The sequence below is a fragment of the Streptomyces sp. NBC_00259 genome (assembly GCF_036181745.1).
Classification (GTDB): domain Bacteria; phylum Actinomycetota; class Actinomycetes; order Streptomycetales; family Streptomycetaceae; genus Streptomyces; species Streptomyces pratisoli.
The window spans coordinates 1,241,629-1,261,081 of the sequence record NZ_CP108080.1; the positions used below are offsets into that span (position 1 = coordinate 1,241,629).

The following is a 19,453-nucleotide window of genomic DNA, read 5'->3' on the forward strand; positions in this document are numbered from 1 at the left end:
CGGTGTCCTCATGAGGAGGGGGACACCGTTTCCGGTGTCCCCCTTGTGGGCTGTCAGTCGCGGGCCGCGATCAGGTGTTCCGCGTGTTCCTGGAGTGAACGGACTCCCACACCGCCGAGGTTGAGCGCGTCGATGCCCTGGACGGCGGCGGCGAGCGCCTGGACCGTCGTCAGGCACGGGACGCTGCGCGCCACGGCCGCCGTGCGGATGTCGTAGCCGTCGAGGCGGCCACCGGTGCCGTACGGGGTGTTGACGATGAGGTCGACCTGGCCGTCGTGGATCAGCTGGACGATGGTCTTCTCGCCGTCCGGGCCCTCGCCCTCGGACTGCTTGCGCACGATGGTGGCGTGGATGCCGTTGCGCTTGAGCACCTCGGCGGTGCCGGAGGTGGCGAGCAGTTCGAAGCCGTGCGCGACGAGTTCCCGGGCCGGGAAGATCATCGAGCGCTTGTCGCGGTTGGCGACGGAGAAGAAGGCGCGGCCCTTGGTGGGCAGCGGTCCGTAGGCGCCCGCCTGCGACTTGGCGTACGCCGTGCCGAAGACGGTGTCGATGCCCATGACCTCGCCGGTGGAGCGCATCTCCGGGCCGAGGACGGTGTCGACGCCGCGTCCGTGGATGTCGCGGAAGCGGCTCCACGGCATCACGGCCTCCTTGACGGAGATCGGCGCGTCCATCGGGAGCGTGCCGCCGTCGCCGTTCGCGGGCAGCAGGCCCTCCTCGCGCAGTTCGGCGATGGTGGCGCCGAGCGAGATCCGGGCGGCGGCCTTGGCCAGCGGCACGGCGGTCGCCTTCGAGGTGAAGGGGACGGTGCGGGAGGCGCGCGGGTTGGCCTCCAGGACGTAGAGGATGTCGCCGGCCATCGCGAACTGGATGTTGATCAGTCCGCGTACGCCGACCCCGCGGGCGATGGCCTCGGTCGAGGCGCGCAGGCGCTTGATGTCGAAGCCGCCGAGCGTGATCGGGGGCAGGGCGCAGGCCGAGTCGCCGGAGTGGATACCGGCCTCCTCGATGTGCTCCATGACGCCGCCGAGGTAGAGCTCGGTGCCGTCGTAGAGCGCGTCGACGTCGATCTCGATGGCGTCGTCGAGGAAGCGGTCGACGAGGACCGGCCGGTCGGGGCCGATCTCGGTGGACTCCGCGATGTACGACTGCAGCCGGGTCTCGTCGTACACGATCTCCATGCCGCGGCCGCCGAGCACGTACGACGGGCGTACGAGGACGGGGTAGCCGATCTCGTCGGCGATGGCCTTGGCCTCGGTGAAGGTGGTGGCGGTGCCGTGCTTGGGCGCGGGGAGGCCGGCGTCGTCGAGGACACGGCCGAAGGCTCCGCGGTCCTCGGCGGCGTGGATCGCCTCCGGGGAGGTGCCGACGATCGGGACGCCGTTGTCCTTGAGGGCCTGCGACAGGCCGAGCGGGGTCTGGCCGCCGAGCTGGACGACGACACCGGCGATGGGGCCCGCGAGGGACTCGGCGTGGACGATCTCGAGCACGTCCTCCAGGGTGAGCGGCTCGAAGTACAGCCGGTCGGAGGTGTCGTAGTCGGTGGAGACGGTCTCCGGGTTGCAGTTGACCATCACGGTCTCGTAGCCCGCCTCGCTGAGCGCGAAGGAGGCGTGGACGCAGGAGTAGTCGAACTCGATGCCCTGGCCGATCCGGTTCGGGCCGGAGCCCAGGATGATCACCGCGGGCTTCTCGCGGGGCGCGACCTCGGTCTCCTCGTCGTAGGAGGAGTAGAAGTACGGGGTCTTCGCGGCGAATTCGGCGGCGCAGGTGTCGACCGTCTTGTAGACCGGGCGGATTCCGAGGGCGTGCCGGACCTCGCGGACGACGTCTTCGCGCAGGCCCCGGATGTCGGCGATCTGAGCGTCGGAGAAGCCGTGGCGCTTGGCGTCGGCGAGGAGTTCGGGGTCGAGCTTCTCGGCGGCGGCCAGCTCGTCGGCGATCTCCTTGATCAGGAAGAGCTGGTCGACGAACCAGGGGTCGATCTTCGTGGCGTCGAAGACCTCGCTCTGGGTGGCTCCGGCGCGGATGGCCTGCATGACGGTGTTGATCCGGCCGTCGGTCGGGCGGACCGACTCACGCAGCAGTTCGTCCTTGTCGCCCGGCTCGCCGGTGAACTCGAACTGGCTGCCCTTCTTCTCCAGGGAGCGCAGGGCCTTCTGCAGCGCCTCGGTGAAGTTGCGGCCGATGGCCATGGCCTCGCCCACGGACTTCATGGTGGTGGTGAGTGTGGCGTCGGCGGAGGGGAACTTCTCGAAGGCGAAGCGAGGCGCCTTGACGACCACGTAGTCGAGCGTCGGCTCGAAGGACGCCGGCGTCTTCTCCGTGATGTCGTTGGGGATCTCGTCCAGCGTGTAGCCGACGGCGAGCCGGGCGGCGATCTTCGCGATCGGGAAGCCGGTGGCCTTGGACGCCAGCGCGGAGGACCGGGACACGCGCGGGTTCATCTCGATGACGATGACCCGGCCGTCCTCGGGGTTGACGGCGAACTGGATGTTGCAGCCGCCGGTGTCGACGCCGACCTCGCGAATGACGGCGATGCCGATGTCCCGCAGGATCTGGTACTCGCGGTCGGTCAGCGTCATCGCCGGGGCGACGGTGATCGAGTCACCGGTGTGCACGCCCATCGGGTCGAAGTTCTCGATGGAGCAGACGACCACGACGTTGTCGTGCTTGTCGCGCATCAGCTCCAGCTCGTACTCCTTCCAGCCGAGGATGGACTCCTCCAGGAGCACCTCGGTGGTGGGAGACAGGGTCAGGCCCTGGCCGGCGATGCGGCGGAGCTCGTCCTCGTCGTGGGCGAAGCCGGAGCCCGCGCCGCCCATGGTGAAGGAGGGCCGGACGACGACGGGGTAGCCGCCGAGGGTGTCGACACCCTTGAGGACGTCGTCCATGGTGTGGCAGATGACCGAGCGCGCGGACTCACCGTGGCCGATCTTGCGGTTGACGGCCTCGACGACGTCCTTGAAGAGCTCGCGGTCCTCGCCCTTGTTGATGGCCTCGACGTTGGCGCCGATGAGCTCGACCCCGTACTCGTCCAGGGTGCCGGACTCGTGCAGGGCGATCGCGGTGTTGAGCGCGGTCTGGCCGCCGAGGGTGGGCAGGAGGGCGTCCGGGCGCTCCTTGGCGATGATCTTCTCGACGAACTCGGGGGTGATCGGCTCGACGTACGTGGCGTCGGCGATCTCCGGGTCGGTCATGATCGTCGCCGGGTTGGAGTTCACCAGGATGACGCGCAGGCCCTCGGACTTGAGGACCCGGCAGGCCTGGGTGCCGGAGTAGTCGAACTCGGCGGCCTGGCCGATGACGATCGGGCCGGAGCCGATGACCAGGACGGACTGGATATCGGTGCGCTTAGGCACGCTGGCCCTCCATCAGGGAAACGAAGCGGTCGAACAGGTACGCGGCGTCGTGCGGGCCCGCGGCCGCCTCGGGGTGGTACTGGACGCTGAAGGCCGGCTGGTCGAGCAGCTGGAGGCCCTCCACCACGTTGTCGTTGAGGCAGACGTGGGAGACCTCGGCGCGGCCGTAGGGGGTCTCGGAGACCTTGTCGAGCGGGGCGTCGACGGCGAAGCCGTGGTTGTGCGCGGTGACCTCGACCTTGCCGGTCGTACGGTCCTGCACGGGCTGGTTGATGCCGCGGTGGCCGTACTTGAGCTTGTACGTGCCGAAGCCCAGCGCCCGGCCGAGGATCTGGTTGCCGAAGCAGATGCCGAACAGCGGCGTCCTGCGCTCCAGGACGGCCTGCATGACGGAGACGGCGTGGTCCGCGGTGGCCGGGTCGCCCGGGCCGTTGGAGAAGAACACCCCGTCGGGGCCGACCGCGAAGACGTCCTCGGCGGTGGCGGTGGCGGGCAGGACGTGCACCTCGATGCCGCGCTCGGCCATCCGGTGCGGGGTCATGCCCTTGATGCCGAGGTCGACGGCGGCGACGGTGAACTTCTTCTCGCCGATCGCGGGGACGACGTACGTCTCCTTGGTGGCGACCTCCGCGGACAGGTCCGCGCCCTTCATCTCGGGGGCCTGGCGCACCTCGGCGAGCATCGTGCCCTCGTCGGGCAGCGCGTTGCCGGAGAAGATGCCGACGCGCATGGCGCCGCGCTCCCGCAGATGACGGGTGAGGGCGCGGGTGTCGACGCCGCTGATGCCGACGACGCCCTGGCGGTCGAGCTCCTCGTCCAGGGAGCGCTGTGCGCGCCAGTTGGAGGGGATGCGGGCGGGGTCGCGGACGACGTAGCCGGACACCCAGATGCGCTGCGACTCGGAGTCCTCGTCGTTGACGCCGGTGTTGCCGACGTGCGGGGCGGTCATCACGACGACCTGGCGGTGGTACGACGGGTCGGTGAGGGTCTCCTGGTAGCCGGTCATGCCGGTGGAGAACACGGCCTCGCCGAAGGTCGCCCCCACGGCCCCGTAGGCGCGGCCGCGGAAGATACGGCCGTCCTCCAGGACGAGTACGGCGGGAACGCGGGTTCCCCTGGTGGAGGTCGTCATCGTGCGGCGCCTTCCGTGGTGTCGGTCGTGATCATGGAGTTGACGGCTTCGACCCAGGCGGCGTGCTCGGCCGCGTGGTCGGAGCGGAAGCCGGAGTCGAGCTGTGTGTCGCCGTGCGCCCAGGTGACGATCAGCAGTCCGCCCTCGGCGAGGACCTTGCCGGCGATGCCCTTGTCGAGGCGGGCCTCGCGCAGGGCCGCGGCCGGGATGAAGAAGTCGGCGGCACCGGGGCGTACGACGTCGATTCCGGCGTCGGTGAGGGTCAGCTCGGCGCGGCTGCGGTTGCCCAGGCCCCGGGCGACGATCCGGTCGAGCCACTGCCCGGCGGTCGTCGAGCCGTGGTAGCGGCCGCTGAGCCGCAGCTTCGCCTCACCCGCGTTCTCGGGCGCCACGGGCAGTTCGGGAAGACCCGACTGGAGCTCACCGCGCCACTTCCAGCCCTGGCGCATCAGCCAGTAGACGAGGGCGATGAAGAGCAGCAGCCCGGCGACCCAGCCGAGGCGCGCGGCCCAGTCGGTGACCTCCGCGGACTTCCGCTCGGCCGCTTCGGCCGCCTGAATGATGAGTGGTGTCACGCCAGCTTCCCGTCCATGAGCGTCGCCCGGCCCCGCAGGAAGGTGTGGGTGACGCGACCCGGCAGCTCGCGACCCTCGTAGGGCGTGTTGCGGCTGCGGGAGGCGAAGCCCGCGGGGTCCACGTTTCCACGGTATGCCGGATCGACCAGCGTGAGGTTGGCGGGCTCACCAGCCGAGACGGGCCGTCCGTGGCCTTCCGCGGCGCCGATGCGGGCCGGCGTGAACGACATCCGGTCGGCCACGCCTTCCCAGGTCAGCAGGCCGGTCTCGACCATCGTGTGCTGGACGACGGAAAGCGCGGTCTCCAGGCCGACCATGCCCATGGCCGCCGCGGCCCACTCGCAGTCCTTGTCCTCGTGCGGGTGCGGGGCGTGGTCGGTGGCGACGATGTCGATCGTGCCGTCGGCGAGGGCCTCGCGCAGCGCCATGACGTCGCGCTCGGTGCGCAGCGGCGGGTTGACCTTGTAGACCGGGTTGTACGTACGGACCAGCTCGTCGGTGAGGAGGAGGTGGTGCGGGGTGACCTCGGCGGTGACGTCGATGCCGCGGGACTTGGCCCAGCGGACGATCTCGACGGAACCGGCGGTGGAGAGGTGGCAGATGTGGACGCGGGAGCCGACGTGCTCGGCGAGGAGGACGTCGCGGGCGATGACCGACTCCTCGGCGACGGCCGGCCAGCCGCCGAGGCCCAGCTCGGCGGAGACGACGCCCTCGTTCATCTGGGCGCCCTCGGTGAGGCGGGGCTCCTGCGCGTGCTGGGCGACGACGCCGCCGAAGGCCTTCACGTACTCCAGCGCGCGGCGCATGATCACGGCGTCGTCGACGCACTTGCCGTCGTCGGAGAAGACGGTGACGCCGGCGGCGGAGTCGTGCATGGCACCCAGCTCGGCGAGCTTCTTGCCCTCCAGGCCGACGGTGACGGCGCCGATGGGCTGGACGTCGCAGTAGCCGTGCTCCTTGCCGAGCCGCCACACCTGCTCGACGACGCCCGCGGTGTCCGCGACGGGGAAGGTGTTGGCCATGGCGAACACGGCCGTGTAGCCGCCGCTCGCGGCCGCGCGGGTGCCGGTGAGGACGGTCTCGGAGTCCTCACGGCCCGGCTCGCGGAGGTGGGTGTGCAGATCGACCAGGCCGGGCAGCAGGATCCGGCCCTCGGCCTCGACCACCTGGGCGCCGTCGGCCTCCAGGCCCGCGCCGACCCGGGCGATGGTCTCGCCCTCGATCAGGACGTCCTGCGCCTCGCCGCCGAGCACCTTCGCGCCACGAATCAGGATCTTGCTCATCGTTACTTGCTCTCCTCGGTACGGGCGTGGGTGGCGGCAGCGGCGGGTTCGGCTCCGCCGAGCAGCAGGTACAGGACGGCCATGCGGATCGACACACCGTTGGCGACCTGCTCGACGGCGGTGCAGCGGTCGGAGTCGGCGACCTCGGCGGTGATCTCCATGCCTCGGTTCATCGGGCCGGGGTGCATCACGACCGCGTGCTCGGGCATCCGGGCCATCCGGTCGCCGTCCAGGCCGTAGCGGCGCGAGTACTCGCGCTCGGTGGGGAAGAAGGCGGCGTTCATCCGCTCGCGCTGCACACGCAGCATCATCACGGCGTCGGACTTCGGCAGCACGTCGTCGAGGTCGTAACCGACCTCGCACGGCCAGGCCCCGACGCCGACCGGCACCAGGGTGGGCGGGGCGACGAGCGTGACATGGGCACCGAGCGTGGTCAGCAGATGGACGTTGGAGCGGGCGACGCGGCTGTGCAGGATGTCGCCGACGATCGTGATGCGGCGGCCGTCCAGGTCACGTCCCAGGCCCTCGTCCCTGCCGACGAGGCGGCGCCGCAGGGTGAAGGCGTCCAGCAGCGCCTGGGTGGGGTGCTCGTGGGTGCCGTCGCCGGCGTTGACGACGGCTCCGTCGATCCAGCCGGAGTTGGCGAGGCGGTAGGGGGCGCCGGAGGCGTGGTGGCGGATGACGACGGCGTCGGCGCCCATCGCCTCCAGGGTCAGCGCGGTGTCCTTCAGAGACTCGCCCTTGGAGACCGAGGAGCCCTTGGCGGAGAAGTTGATGACGTCGGCGGAGAGCCGCTTGGCGGCCGCCTCGAAGGAGATCCGGGTCCGGGTCGAGTCCTCGAAGAAGAGGTTGACGACGGTACGGCCGCGCAGGGTGGGCAGCTTCTTGATCGGCCGGTCGGCGACCCGGGCCATCTCCTCGGCGGTGTCGAGGATGAGAACGGCGTCGTCGCGGGTGAGGTCGGCGGCCGAGATGAGGTGACGCTTCATCTGGGTGTGCTCCGGGGTGTGGAGGTGTGCGGGCATGCCGGCGCGCAGGCGGGCCCGTAGGGCGGGATGGGGCCGTACGGGAGTGCTACTGCTCGCCGGCCGGGGCGGTCTCCTGCGTCCCGAGCAGCACGGTGTCGCGACCGTCCTCCTCGGCGAGCAGGACCTTGACCGTCTCCCGCAGCGACGTCGGGAGGTTCTTGCCGACGTAATCGGCTCGGATGGGCAGTTCACGGTGGCCGCGGTCGACGAGGACCGCCAGCTGGACGGCGCGCGGACGGCCGATGTCGTTCAGCGCGTCGAGGGCGGCGCGGATCGTGCGGCCGGAGAAGAGCACGTCGTCGACGAGGACGACCAGACGGCCGTCGATGCCCTCGGCCGGGATGTCCGTGCGTGCGAGGGCACGGGCAGGACGAAGCCGCAGGTCATCGCGGTACATGGTGATGTCGAGGGACCCGACGGGGATGGTGCGGCCGGTGATCTCGGCGAGCTTCTCGGCGAGACGGCGGGCAAGATAGACCCCGCGTGTCGGGATACCGAGGAGCACCACGTCCTCGGCGCCCTTGGCACGCTCCACGATCTCGTGGGCGATGCGGGTCAGCACCCGCGCGATGTCCGGGCCCTCGAGAACGGGGCGAGCAACATCGGAACTGATGGCGTCCATAAGAAACGGACCTCCTTCTCCGCCTCACGGGACGGACCTTAAAGGACGTCGGATTTGCGCCGTCAACAGTACCAGGGCCGGGAGGCGCCGCTGGTCATCCCCCTCGGGAGGGTCGTACGGACCATTCGGCTTGACGCAGCCAAGTAACGCTGCGTAACCTCACAGTGAGTGACCAGCCGCGCGGCGGAGCCGCACGTTGATACAGCGATACAGCGTCCGGGGAGCTATATGTCCAGCGAATACGCAAAACAGCTCGGGGCCAAGCTCCGCGCCATCCGTACCCAGCAGGGGCTCTCGCTCCACGGGGTGGAGGAGAAGTCCCAGGGCCGCTGGAAGGCCGTCGTCGTCGGGTCGTACGAGCGCGGTGACCGCGCGGTGACCGTGCAGCGTCTCGCCGAGCTTGCGGACTTCTACGGAGTGCCGGTGCAGGAGCTTCTTCCGGGCACCACGCCCGGCGGCGCCGCCGAGCCGCCGCCGAAGCTCGTTCTGGACCTGGAGCGTCTCGCCCATGTCCCCGCCGAGAAGGCCGGCCCGCTGCAGCGTTACGCGGCGACGATCCAGAGCCAGCGCGGTGACTACAACGGCAAGGTGCTCTCGATCCGCCAGGACGACCTGCGCACGCTCGCCGTCATCTACGACCAGTCGCCCTCGGTGCTGACCGAGCAGCTGATCAGCTGGGGTGTGCTGGATGCGGATGCGCGGCGCGCTGTCGCACACGAAGAAGGCTGACGCCACACCTGCAGAAACGTGCCGCCGGGCCGGGGGGAGCAGTGCTTCCTGCCGGCCCGTCGTGCGTTTCGGGGCAACGCCGCGGCGCGGCGCTGCCGTCCTCGTGGCCTTGCCCGGGGCGACGCCCTGCGCCGCGCCCCGCGCGGTGTTCATGCCGGGCGCCGGTGCCGCGCGAGGGCACGCACTGCCCCGGACAGGGCCGGGAAACGGCCGAAGGCCCGCAGCACACAGTGCTGCGGGCCTTCGTGGCTCGGCTCGGCCTGAGGCCTACGCGCCGCGGCGGAGGCTCGGCTTCAGGTCCTTGAAGCGGCCCAGCAGGCCGTTCACGAAGGACGGCGAGTCGTCCGTGGAGAACTCCTTGGCGAGCTGCACCGCCTCGTCGATCACCACCGCGTCGGGGGTCTCGTCCACCCACACCAGCTCGTACGCACCGAGCCGCAGGATGTTGCGGTCGACGACGGGCATCCGGTCGAGCGTCCAGCCGACCGCGTAGGTGGCGATGAGCTCGTCGATGCGGCGCGCGTGCTCCGCGTACCCCTCGACCAGCTCCATCGTGTACTCGTTGACCGGCGGCTGACGGTCGTCGGACCGCGAGTGCCGGATCCAGTCCGCGAGGACTTCCTGCACGGAAGCCCCGCGCTGGTCGGCCTCGAAGAGGATCTGGAAGGCACGCTTGCGGGCCTTGTTGCGGGCAGCCACGGTTAGCTGTTCACCCGGCCGAGGTAGTCGCCGGAACGGGTGTCGACCTTGATCTTCTCACCGGTGGTGATGAAGAGCGGGACCTGGATGGTGTAACCGGTCTCCAGGGTCGCGGGCTTGGTGCCACCGGTGGAGCGGTCGCCCTGGACACCCGGCTCGGTCTCCTGGATGACCAGCTCGACGGCGGCCGGGAGCTCGACGTAGAGCACCTCGCCCTCGTGGGTGGCGACGGTGGCGGTGAAGCCCTCGATGAGGAAGTTCGCGGCGTCGCCGACAGCGGCGCGCGACACATGCAGCTGGTCGTACGTCTGCATGTCCATGAAGACGAAGTACTCGCCGTCCATGTACGAGAACTGCATGTCGCGGCGGTCGACGGTGGCCGTCTCGACCTTCACACCGGCGTTGAACGTCTTGTCGACGATCTTGCCGGACAGCACGTTCTTGAGCTTGGTGCGCACGAAGGCCGGGCCCTTGCCGGGCTTGACGTGCTGGAACTCGACGACGGACCACAGCTGGTCGTTGTCGAGCTTGAGCACCATGCCGTTCTTGAGGTCGTTCGTGGAAGCCACGGTTGCGGAATCTCCTGGACTGACGCTGGTGGACGACCGAGGAGAAGCGAAGGTACGCGCTGCGAGCTCGGCTAGAGCGCGAGCAGCTCCTTGGTCGTGATGGTGAGTAGCTCGGGTCCGCCGTCCGCCTCCTGGCGCACGACGAGCGTGTCATCGATCCGGACTCCGCCCCGGCCCGGGAGGTGAACCCCCGGTTCGACGGTGACCGGCACACAAGCGTCCAGTTTACCCATGGCCGCAGGTGCCAGCTGCGGGTCCTCGTCGATTTCCAGTCCTACACCGTGGCCGGTCGAGGGCGCGAGCCCTTCGCCGTAGCCCGCCGCGTCCAGTACGTGGCGTGCCGCGCGGTCGACGTCCCGGTACCCGGCACCGGGCACGAGGGCCTCGCGGCCGGCCCGCTGAGCGGCGAAGACGAGTTCGTACAGCTCGATCTGCCAGTCCGCGGGAGTGGTGCCGATGACGAAGGTACGGCCGATCTCGCAGCGGTAGCCGCGGTAGTTGGCGCCGAGGCAGACGGACAGGAAATCGCCCTCCTCGACGCGCCGGTCGGACGGGCGGTGGCCGCCGCGGCCGGCGTGGGGGCCGGTGGCGACGGAGGTGGGGAACGCGGGGCCGTCGGCGCCGTGGTCGACGAGGCGGCGCTCCAGCTCGAGCGCGAGGTGCCGCTCGGTGCGGCCGACGAGGATGGACTCCAGCAGCTCGCCGAGGGCCTGGTCGGTGATCTCGGCCGCGATGCGCAGGCACGCGATCTCGTCCTCGTCCTTCACCATCCGCTGCTGCTCGACGGCGCCGCCGAGGTCGGCCAGGCGCAGATGCGGGGTGACGGTGGCGAGGGCGCGGTGGCGGGCGACGGTGAGGTGGTTCTCCTCCACGGCCAGGGAGTCCGCGCCGTCGGTGTCGGCGGACCGCGCGGCGGCGACGGCCGGGTCTCCTCCGTCGGTGGGCAGGACGATCTGCCGCAGCTGCTCGTCCATGCGTCCCTCGACGGGGTCGCCGGTGGGCGCGCTGGGACACAGCAGGACGTCGTCGGTGTCGCCTGCGGGTCCCAGCAGCAGCACGGCGCCGGGTGGGGCGCCGCCTGCGAGATAGCGGACGTTGGCGGGCCGGGAGATCAGCGCCGCTGCGCTGCCGGCCGCGACACAGCGGTCGCGCAGCCGGGCGCGGCGGGCAGCGAACACCTCGGACATGTCACGAGCCTAAGAGCGCGGAGCCGATCCGGCCGTCCGAGCGCGTCCGAGCGGGGTGCGCGCCCCTCTGCCCGGGGGCGTCGCCGCCACCGCCGTGCGGGCGCGCCGGGTGGAGGCGTACCGGGTGACGCGGGGCCCGGCGACCCTGGTCCACGATCTGTCTGGGGACAGCCAGCGGCCGGACTCGCGGGCGACCGGGTGGCCCGGAGTGCCGGTCCTCGGCTGCCCAGCCGGGCGGCGCGGCCGGCGCGACCGGTGGCCCTGGGCGGAACGGTGTCCGTCCTGGCTGTTCCCCGATCTGCCCGGGGACGGCCCGCGGCCGGACTCGCGGGCGACCGGCCGCCCCGGAGCGCCGGTCCTCGGCTGCCCGGCAGGACAACCGACCAGCCGGGGCCGGCGGCCCAGGGGGAACGGCGGGAACGGTGCACGCCCGGTGGCCAGGGTGAACCCGGTCTCCATCTCGGTCGGCGCAACGGCCGGGTGGGCGCACCGGCCGGGCCGGCCGGACCTGGCCTGACCAACACGCCCGGTCTCCGCTCCGGCCGGCGGAACGGCCGGGAGGTGGAGCGTGTCCGTCCTACCAGGCCGGGGGCACGGTCCTTCGCTCCGGCCGACGGAACCGGCCGCGGGGTGGAGCGTGTCCGTCCTACCAGGCCGGGGGGCTCGCGATGGCGCGGGCCAGGACGTCGTCGAGGATGCGGGCCGTGGTCTCGACGTCGCACTGGGAGTTGTCGATGATCGGCAGTCCCGAGCCGTACCAGCCGGCCATGCGGCCGTGGATGCTGGCGACCTCCTCGTCGGAGAGCCGGCGGTTACCGCTGCGCGCGGCGTTGCGCTCCAGGACGATCTCCAGGCCGGGCAGCAGCACGACGGGCAGCAGCCCGGGGCCCACATGACGCTTCCAGCCGCCGAGGCCGACGACGGGGCGGTCGGGGAAGACGGCGTCGTCGAGGATGCAGGAGATGCCGTTGGCCAGGAAGTTGCGCGCGGCGAAGCCACAGGTGCGGCGGGCGAGCCGGTACTGGGCCTCGGACTGGTCGTTCCAGCCGGACTGGGGGTCGGCGAAGCCGGAGCAGACCCATTCGCGGACGTCGTCGAGGCTGATGTGGGCGGTGGGGACACGTCGGCTCCGCGCCCAGTGGCGGGCGACGGTCGTCTTGCCCGCGCCCGCGGGGCCGATCAGCAGGACCGCGAGCGGGGCGGCGCCGGTGCCGGTGTCGGCGGGAGGCGAGGGCGCGGGCAGGGGAACCGGTCCGCCCGGCGGCAGTTGGACGTGGCCCGTGGTGTCGGGCGAGGGCGGCATCGGCGCCTGCTGAGGGGCCGGGCCGCTCCAGCCGGCGGTGGGCGGCCCCTGCGGCGCGGGGCCGGGGTGCTGCGCCTGGTGCTCCCATCCGGGCGTGGTGCCGGGCCCGGGTATGGATCCGGGAACGGGACCCGGGAGGTGTCCCGGCCCGTCGGGCGGCAGCGGAGCTCCCACTGCGTGCTGCATCCGGTGCCACTCCGTCTCGTACGACTTCACGCTGGTCGGGCGGCAGTTGACCGGCCCGTACCGAACGGTACCCTCCCCGGCCGCCCCAGTGGGAACGGCCGGGGCCGGTACGGAGTGCCCGGACCGGGCGGCTTCAGCCGCCGAGTTCCTCGGCCAGTGCGCGCAGGGCCAGCCGGTACGAGCCGATGCCGAAGCCCGCGACCGTTCCGGAGGCGACCGCCGCGATCACCGAAGTGTGGCGGAATTCCTCGCGTGCGTAGGGGTTCGAGATGTGCACCTCGATGAGCGGGGCCGTGCGCTGGGCCGCCGCGTCCCGCATCCCGTACGAGTAGTGCGTGAAGGCACCGGGGTTGATCACGACGGGGATCGACCCGTCCGCCGCCTCGTGCAGCCAGCGGATCATCTCGCCCTCGTCGTTCGTCTCACGGACGTCGACGTCGAAGCCGAGCTCCTTGCCGAGCGAGCGGCAGGCTTCCACCAGCCCCTCGTAGGACGTGGCGCCGTACACGTCCGGCTCCCGCGAGCCGAGCCGGCCGAGGTTCGGGCCGTTCAGGACGAGGACGCGCCGGCTCACGCGGACACCTCGCCGAAGGCCGCGAGCAGCACGGCCGGGTCCGGTCCCTCCAGCACGGTCGGCTTGGCGAGACCGTCGAGCACGATGAAGCGCAGCAGATCGCCGCGGGACTTCTTGTCGACCTTCATGGTCTCCAGCAGCTTGGGCCACTGGTCGCCGCGGTAGGTCAGCGGCAGCCCGACGGACTCCAGGACGGTGCGGTGCCGGTCGGCGGTCGCGTCGTCCAACCGCCCGGCGAGACGGCCCAGTTCGGCCGCGAAGACCATGCCGACCGACACGGCGGCCCCGTGCCGCCACTTGTAGCGCTCGTTCTTCTCGATGGCGTGCGCCAGGGTGTGGCCGTAGTTGAGGATCTCGCGCAGGCCCGACTCCCTGAGGTCGCTGGAGACGACCTCGGCCTTCACCCGGATCGAGCGCTCGATCAGCTCCGACGTGTGCGGCCCCGCCGGGCTGCGGGCACCTTCCGGGTCGGCCTCGACGAGGTCGAGGATGGCCGGGTCGGCGATGAAGCCGGCCTTGATGATCTCGGCCATGCCGCTGACGTAGTCGTGGACGGGGAGAGAGTCCAGCGCGCCGAGGTCGCACAGCACCCCGGCCGGCGGGTGGAAGGCACCGACGAGGTTCTTGCCCTCGGCGGTGTTGATGCCGGTCTTTCCGCCGACCGCGGCGTCCACCATGGCGAGGACCGTCGTCGGTACGGCGATCCAGCGCACCCCGCGCAGCCAGCTCGCGGCGACGAACCCGGCCAGGTCGGTGGTGGCGCCGCCGCCGACGCCGACGATGACGTCGGTGCGGGTGAAGCCGGTCTGGCCGAGGGCCTTCCAGCAGTAGGCCGCGACCTCGACGGTCTTGGCCTCCTCCGCGTTGGGCACCTGGATGGCGACGGCCTCGTAGCCCTGTCGCGCGAGGTCCTGGCGGATCGCCTCACCGGTCTCGGCGAGCGCCTCGGGGTGGATGACGGCGACGCGCTTGGTCCTGGGACCGATCAGCCCGGGGAGCTCCCCGAGCAGCCGGCGGCCGACGAGCACCTCGTACGGGTCGGTGCCGGCCGTGCCGCCGACCTGGATACGGGTCACTGCCTGCTCGGTCATCGGGTCTTCTCCTGGCCGGGGGTCCGGGGCTCGCCCCCGGGGAGGTGCTGCATGTCGAGTGCGTCGAGGACCGCCTGGGCGACCTCTTCGGGGGTGCGGTCGTCGGTGGCGACGACGGCACGGGCGACGTCGGTGTACAGATGCCGGCGGGCCTCCATCAGCTCGCGCCACTGGCGGCGCGGGTTGACGGCCAGCAGCGGGCGGGCGGTGTTCAGCCCGACCCGGCGTACGGCCTCCTCGACGTCCATCGAGAGGTACACGACGGGCAGCCCGGACAGCAGCTCGCGGGTGCCCTCGTCGAGGACGGCGCCGCCCCCGAGGGAGAGGACGCCCGTGTGCTCGGCGACGGCGGCACGGACGGCCGCGCGCTCCAGCTCGCGGAAGCGGGGCTCGCCGTCCTCGATGAAGATGTCGGAGATCTCCCGGCCCTGGGCGGCGACGATGTCGGCGTCGGTGTCCCGGTAGCCGGTGCCGAGGCGCTCGGCGAGGAGGGCCCCGACGGTGGACTTGCCGACGCCCATCGGCCCGACCAGTACGACCCGTGGGCTCACCGGACGGCCAGGTTCTCGAGGTACGACCGCACATTGCGGCGGGTCTCGGGCACGCTGTCGCCACCGAACTTCTCGGCGACGGCATCGGCCAGGACCAGCGCCACCATGGCCTCGGCGACGATGCCGGCGGCCGGAACGGCGCACACGTCGGAGCGCTGGTGGTGCGCGGCGGCGGCCTCGCCCGTGCTCACGTCGACGGTCCTCAGCGCCCGCGGGACGGTCGCGATCGGCTTCATGGCCGCCCGTACGCGCAGCAGCTCACCGGTGGTCAGGCCGCCCTCGGTGCCGCCGGAGCGGCCGGAGGTGCGCCTGATGCCGTCCTCGGTGGCGATGATCTCGTCGTGCGCCTTGGAGCCGGGGACGCGGGCGAGCTCGAAACCGTCGCCGACCTCGACACCCTTGATGGCCTGGATGCCCATGAGCGCGGCGGCGAGCCGGGCGTCCAGACGACGGTCCCAGTGCACGTGCGAACCGAGGCCCACCGGCACTCCGTAGGAGAGGACCTCGACGACGCCGCCGAGGGTGTCGCCGTCCTTGTGGGCCTGGTCGATCTCGGCGACCATCGCCTTCGAGGCGTCGGCGTCGAGGCAGCGCACCGGGTCGGCGTCGAGCTTCTCGACGTCGGCCGGGGTCGGGTAGACCCCGTAGGGGGCCTTGGCGGCGGCCAGCTCGACCACGTGGGAGACGATCTCGATGCCCGCGGTCTCCTTGAGGTAGGACCGGGCCACGGCACCGAGGGCGACCCGGGCCGCGGTCTCGCGGGCGCTGGCGCGCTCCAGGATCGGACGGGCCTCGTCGAAGCCGTACTTCTGCATGCCGGCGAGATCGGCGTGACCGGGCCGGGGCCGGGTCAGCGGGGCGTTTCGGGCCAGCTCGGCCAGCTCCGCCGGGTCGACGGGATCGGCCGCCATGACCTTCTCCCACTTCGGCCACTCGGTGTTGCCCACCATGATCGCGACCGGTGAGCCCATCGTGAGGCCGTGCCGCACGCCGCCCAGGAAGGTGATCTCGTCACGCTCGAACTTCATCCGCGCACCGCGTCCATAGCCGAGGCGCCGCCTGGCAAGGTGGTCCGCCACCATCTCCGTGGTGATCGGGACACCGGCGGGAAGACCCTCCAGCGTCGCCACCAGTGCGGGTCCGTGCGACTCCCCCGCGGTCAACCAGCGCAACCTGCTCAACGGTGCTCCTCCTGCTCGCGCCTCGAACTGCGACGGCGCGACCCGGGGGTACCTCCCGGCCACAGCCAGGGGGCGCGCGACCCTGGCCCGCCTCCCCTGATCCTCCCACGTCCGGGCACCCGACCCGGCCAGTGGTCCAGCAGACGGACGGGATCGCGCCAGGCGGCGGGGCCGAGGTCAGCGCCCGGCGAGGGCTTCCTCGCCGGCCGCGCGCATCGCGGCGAGCGGCGCCGGGGAGCGGCCGGTCATCTGCTCGACCTGGAGAACGGCCTGGTGCACGAGCAGGTCGAGTCCGCCGACGACGGAGCCGTCCTGCTCGGCCCACGCCGCCGCGAGCGGCGTCGGCCACGGGTCGTAGAGGACGTCGAAGAGCGTGCCGGGACGCTCCGGCACATACGGAACGAGGGCGTCCGTCGCGCCCGCGGGCGTGGTGGCGACGACGAGCGGGGAGTCGAAGGCATGTCCCGCCTCCGCCCAGTCGGCGGTGTGCACCTCGACCCCGAGCCGCTCGCCCCAGCCGCGCATCTCCTCGGCACGGACATGGCTGCGTACGTACGCGGTGACCGGTCCCGTGCAGATCCGGGCGAGCGCGGCGAGCGCGGACGACGCGGTGGCGCCGGCGCCGAGGACGGCCGCGTGGTCCACCTTCTCGACGCCGCGCTCGCGCAGCGCGGCGATCATGCCGGGGATGTCGGTGTTGTCCCCTGTGCGCCGGCCGTCCTCGTCGAGGACGACGGTGTTGACGGCCTCGACGGCCGCCGCGGTGTCGCTGATCGCGTCGAGCAGCGGGATGACCGCCCGCTTCAGCGGCATGGTCAGGGACAGCCCCGCCCAGGAGGCGTCCAGCCCGCCCAGGAAGCCCTCCAGGTCCGCCTCGCTCACCTCGAAGCGGTCGTACGACCAGCCGGTGAGGCCCATCGCCGCGTAGGCGGCCCGGTGCAGCACCGGGGAGAGCGAGTGGGCGATGGGCGACCCGAGGACCGCGGCCCGGCGGGTGTCAGTCGCTGTCGCGCTGTTCATTGAACTTGTCCCTGAGCTTCTCGAACTCCGCATGGGTCTTGGCGAACTCGGTCTTGTGCTTGCCGTCGGTCGCCACGAAGTACATCCAGCCGTCCGAGGTCGGGGTGATCGAGGCGTTCAGCGCCGTCAGATCGGGGTTGCCGATGGGCCCGGGCGGCAGCCCCTTCTGGGTGTACGTGTTGTACGCGTCCTGATTGCTGTTGATCTCTTCCTCAGTGATGTCGATCTTGCTCTGACCCTTGAGGTAGTTGTAGGTCGAGTCGAACTGCAGCTTCTGGTTGGTCTCGGTGTTGGTGGGCTTGAGCCGGTTGTAGACGACCTCGGCCATCTTCTTGTAGTCGGTCTCGTTCTTGCCCTCGGCCTGCACGAGGCTGGCCACGGTGATCAGTTCCCAGGCGTTCTTCAGCTTGAGCTGCTTCGCCTTGGCCTCGAGGTCCACCTTCCCGTACTCCTGGTTGGCCCGCTTGACCATCGCCTTGAGGATGTCCTCGGGCTTGGCCCCCTTGGCGACCGGATAGGTGGCGGGGTAGAGGAAACCTTCCAGCGGGTCCTTGACGTTCTCGTGGCCCTGCGCCCATGCGGGGAGCCCGAGCGTCTTCGCCTGCTTCTCGGCGACGGACTTGGTGGTGCCGGGGTCGAGTTCGAGACGCTTGTCGATCTGCTCGTAGATCTGGACGTTGCGCGCGCCCTCGGCGAAGGAGAGGCCGTTGCGGCTGGCGGGGTTGAGCATCAGCTTGACGGCTTCGTCCGCGGACATGCCCTTCTTCAGGGTGTACACGGCGTCCTGGATGCTGCGGCCCCGGGGGTTCTCGCTCTGTGCCGAGACGAAGGCGTCGACGCTCTTCACGACGCCGGCCTCCTTGAGGAGCGCCCCGATCTCGGTGCCGCTCGCCCCGGGCGGGACCGTGACCTGGACCTGACCGCTGCCGGCGCCCTCGAAGTCGGGTGCCGCGCCGAACTGGCCCTGCCAGAACTGGTATCCGACGTAGCCGAGGCCGCCGGCCCCGCCGACCAGGACGACCGCGACGAACAGGCACGCGAAGCCGTTGCGGCCCTTCTTCTTTTTCTTGCCCGGGCCGCGTCCGCCGTCACCGCCACGTCGCCCGTCGCCGGGGTCCTCGTCGTGGTCGTCGTCCTCACGACGGTCCTCGCCGGTGAAGAACGGGTGGTCCTCCTCCTGCGGCTCCGCCGCCCAGTCGTCCTCCGGCGCGGGCGCCTGCCGAGTCTGCTGTGCCTGCTGCGGCGGGGCGCCGCGGCGGCCGGGAGGCTGCGGCGGCGGGTAGGCGTCGGGTGTGCCGTAGTGGTCGGCTCCCGCGCCGTACGGGACGGCTCCCGTGTTCGGGTCGTACGGCATCACGGGCTGCTGGCCGGTGTCCCAGTGGCCGCCGTACTGCTGCTGGTCGTACTGCTGCTGCCCTTGCTGTTGCTGGGCGTACTGCTGCTGCCCGTACTGCTGCTGCCCGTGCTGCTGCTGGGGGTACTGCTGCTGCCCCTGCTGATGTCCCTGCTGCTGGGGCGCGTACTGCCCGCCGTCGTACTGCTGCCGGCCGTCGTACTGCTGCTGCTGGGGATACTGCTGCTGGTATCCCGTCTGGTACTGCGGATCGTTGCCGTAGTGGGGCTCGGGCGCCTGCGGCTGCTGCGGGTACTGCTGCTGGCCGCCGTAGGACGCAGAGCCGTCGCCCTGCTGTCCTCTCCACCCCTGGTCCCCGTACAACGGGTCCTCGGGGTGCCACGGTTCGGAGCCGGGGGCCCGGCCATACTCAGTCATCGATCCCCTAGAGCCGAGAGGCGGGCACGGACGGTCCGCCTCTACGTTGTGCGGCGGTGTTCGAACACCGCCGCATCGCGCGGAACGTTACCGTATCGCGATCAGATGACCACTTCGACGCCCTCGCCCGGGGGACCCCCGGAGGTCCGTTCGGTCTCCAAAGCGTTCTGAAGGATGACAACTGCGGCCACTTGGTCGATGACAGACCGGCCCTTTCTGGACTTCACGCCCGAGGCACGCAAGCCCTGCCCGGCCGTCACTGTGGTCATCCTCTCGTCGACCAGTCGTACCGGCACGGGGGCGATGCCCCGGGCCAGTTCCTGGGCGAAGCCGCGGACCTTGGCCGCCGCCGGGCCCTCCCCACCGCTCAGCGAGCGGGGCAGGCCGACGACGACCTCGATCGGCTCGTACTCGTCGACGAGCTGCCTCAGCCGCCGGTGGGCGGCCGGGACATCACGTCCGGGCACGGTCTCCACCGGGGTGGCCAGGACCCCGTCGGGGTCGCACGACGCGACCCCGATGCGGGCGTCCCCGACGTCGATCGAAAGACGACGTCCTCTGCGCATCGCACTCACACCCCGCTCGCTTCC

Annotated in this window: 18 protein-coding genes; 1 reads left to right on the top strand and 17 read right to left on the bottom strand. The window is 71.3% G+C overall.

Going from position 1 to position 19,453, the window contains the following annotated elements; all coding sequences use genetic code 11:
• Nucleotides 1–53: 53 nt before the first annotated feature.
• The 6 genes from carB to pyrR form a co-directional block, all read right to left on the bottom strand.
• Nucleotides 54–3,362: a carbamoyl-phosphate synthase large subunit gene (carB, locus tag OG766_RS05520; RefSeq protein ID WP_266375820.1), complete on the bottom strand. Its 3,309-nt coding sequence runs from the start codon at nt 3,360–3,362 to the stop codon at nt 54–56.
• Nucleotides 3,355–4,494, bottom strand: coding sequence for a glutamine-hydrolyzing carbamoyl-phosphate synthase small subunit (gene carA, locus OG766_RS05525; protein ID WP_266375819.1), 1,140 nt, complete (start codon nt 4,492–4,494; stop codon nt 3,355–3,357). Before carA ends, carB begins: the two co-directional genes overlap by 8 nt.
• Nucleotides 4,491–5,069: a PH-like domain-containing protein gene (locus tag OG766_RS05530; RefSeq protein ID WP_266375818.1), complete on the bottom strand. Its 579-nt coding sequence runs from the start codon at nt 5,067–5,069 to the stop codon at nt 4,491–4,493. Before OG766_RS05530 ends, carA begins: the two co-directional genes overlap by 4 nt.
• Nucleotides 5,066–6,352, bottom strand: a complete 1,287-nt coding sequence (locus tag OG766_RS05535; protein WP_266375816.1) for a dihydroorotase — start codon at nt 6,350–6,352, stop codon at nt 5,066–5,068. The genes OG766_RS05530 and OG766_RS05535 overlap by 4 nt, the downstream gene beginning before the upstream one ends.
• 2 nt (nt 6,353–6,354) lie before the next feature.
• Nucleotides 6,355–7,341 (bottom strand): aspartate carbamoyltransferase catalytic subunit, encoded by a 987-nt coding sequence (locus OG766_RS05540; protein WP_266375814.1) that lies wholly within the window; start codon nt 7,339–7,341, stop codon nt 6,355–6,357.
• An 85-nt stretch (nt 7,342–7,426) separates the two neighbouring features.
• Nucleotides 7,427–8,002 (bottom strand): bifunctional pyr operon transcriptional regulator/uracil phosphoribosyltransferase PyrR, encoded by a 576-nt coding sequence (gene pyrR / locus OG766_RS05545; RefSeq protein WP_266375813.1) that lies wholly within the window; start codon nt 8,000–8,002, stop codon nt 7,427–7,429.
• Between the two features lie 228 nt (nt 8,003–8,230).
• Here pyrR and bldD point away from each other — a divergent pair, with 228 nt between their 5' ends.
• Nucleotides 8,231–8,731: a transcriptional regulator BldD gene (gene bldD / locus OG766_RS05550; RefSeq protein WP_017945577.1), complete on the top strand. Its 501-nt coding sequence runs from the start codon at nt 8,231–8,233 to the stop codon at nt 8,729–8,731.
• Nucleotides 8,732–8,998: 267 nt separating this feature from the next.
• On the opposite strand, the gene nusB is transcribed toward bldD, so the two are convergent.
• From nusB to ruvX, 11 genes are all read right to left on the bottom strand, one after another.
• Entirely contained in the window at nt 8,999–9,430 is a 432-nt protein-coding gene (gene nusB / locus OG766_RS05555; protein ID WP_328724678.1) for a transcription antitermination factor NusB, read from the bottom strand.
• 2 nt (nt 9,431–9,432) lie between these two features.
• A complete protein-coding gene (efp, locus tag OG766_RS05560) occupies nt 9,433–9,999 on the bottom strand; it encodes an elongation factor P (RefSeq protein WP_266375811.1) in 567 nt (188 codons plus the stop codon).
• Nucleotides 10,000–10,070: 71 nt separating this feature from the next.
• Entirely contained in the window at nt 10,071–11,186 is a 1,116-nt protein-coding gene (locus OG766_RS05565) for an aminopeptidase P family protein (protein WP_266375810.1), read from the bottom strand.
• A gap of 646 nt (nt 11,187–11,832) precedes the next feature.
• Nucleotides 11,833–12,675, bottom strand: coding sequence for a Pro-rich N-terminal domain-containing protein (locus OG766_RS05570; protein ID WP_266375809.1), 843 nt, complete (start codon nt 12,673–12,675; stop codon nt 11,833–11,835).
• Nucleotides 12,676–12,808: 133 nt separating this feature from the next.
• On the bottom strand, nt 12,809–13,249 hold the full coding sequence (aroQ, locus tag OG766_RS05575) for a type II 3-dehydroquinate dehydratase (RefSeq protein ID WP_266375808.1): 441 nt from the start codon (nt 13,247–13,249) through the stop codon (nt 12,809–12,811).
• Nucleotides 13,246–14,340: a 3-dehydroquinate synthase gene (gene aroB, locus OG766_RS05580; RefSeq protein ID WP_266375806.1), complete on the bottom strand. Its 1,095-nt coding sequence runs from the start codon at nt 14,338–14,340 to the stop codon at nt 13,246–13,248. The genes aroQ and aroB overlap by 4 nt, the downstream gene beginning before the upstream one ends.
• Nucleotides 14,337–14,891, bottom strand: a complete 555-nt coding sequence (locus OG766_RS05585; protein ID WP_266375804.1) for a shikimate kinase — start codon at nt 14,889–14,891, stop codon at nt 14,337–14,339. Before OG766_RS05585 ends, aroB begins: the two co-directional genes overlap by 4 nt.
• Complete coding sequence (gene aroC, locus OG766_RS05590) at nt 14,888–16,072, bottom strand: chorismate synthase (protein WP_266375802.1); 1,185 nt, start codon at nt 16,070–16,072, stop codon at nt 14,888–14,890. Before aroC ends, OG766_RS05585 begins: the two co-directional genes overlap by 4 nt.
• A gap of 177 nt (nt 16,073–16,249) precedes the next feature.
• On the bottom strand, nt 16,250–17,092 hold the full coding sequence (locus OG766_RS05595) for a shikimate dehydrogenase (protein ID WP_266375800.1): 843 nt from the start codon (nt 17,090–17,092) through the stop codon (nt 16,250–16,252).
• The gene (gene mltG / locus OG766_RS05600; protein WP_266375798.1) at nt 17,070–18,863 is read right to left on the bottom strand and encodes an endolytic transglycosylase MltG; all 1,794 of its coding nucleotides are present in this window, start codon (nt 18,861–18,863) and stop codon (nt 17,070–17,072) included. Before mltG ends, OG766_RS05595 begins: the two co-directional genes overlap by 23 nt.
• Before the next feature lie 101 nt (nt 18,864–18,964).
• A complete protein-coding gene (gene ruvX / locus OG766_RS05605) occupies nt 18,965–19,429 on the bottom strand; it encodes a Holliday junction resolvase RuvX (protein WP_266375797.1) in 465 nt (154 codons plus the stop codon).
• Nucleotides 19,430–19,453 lie beyond the last annotated feature (24 nt).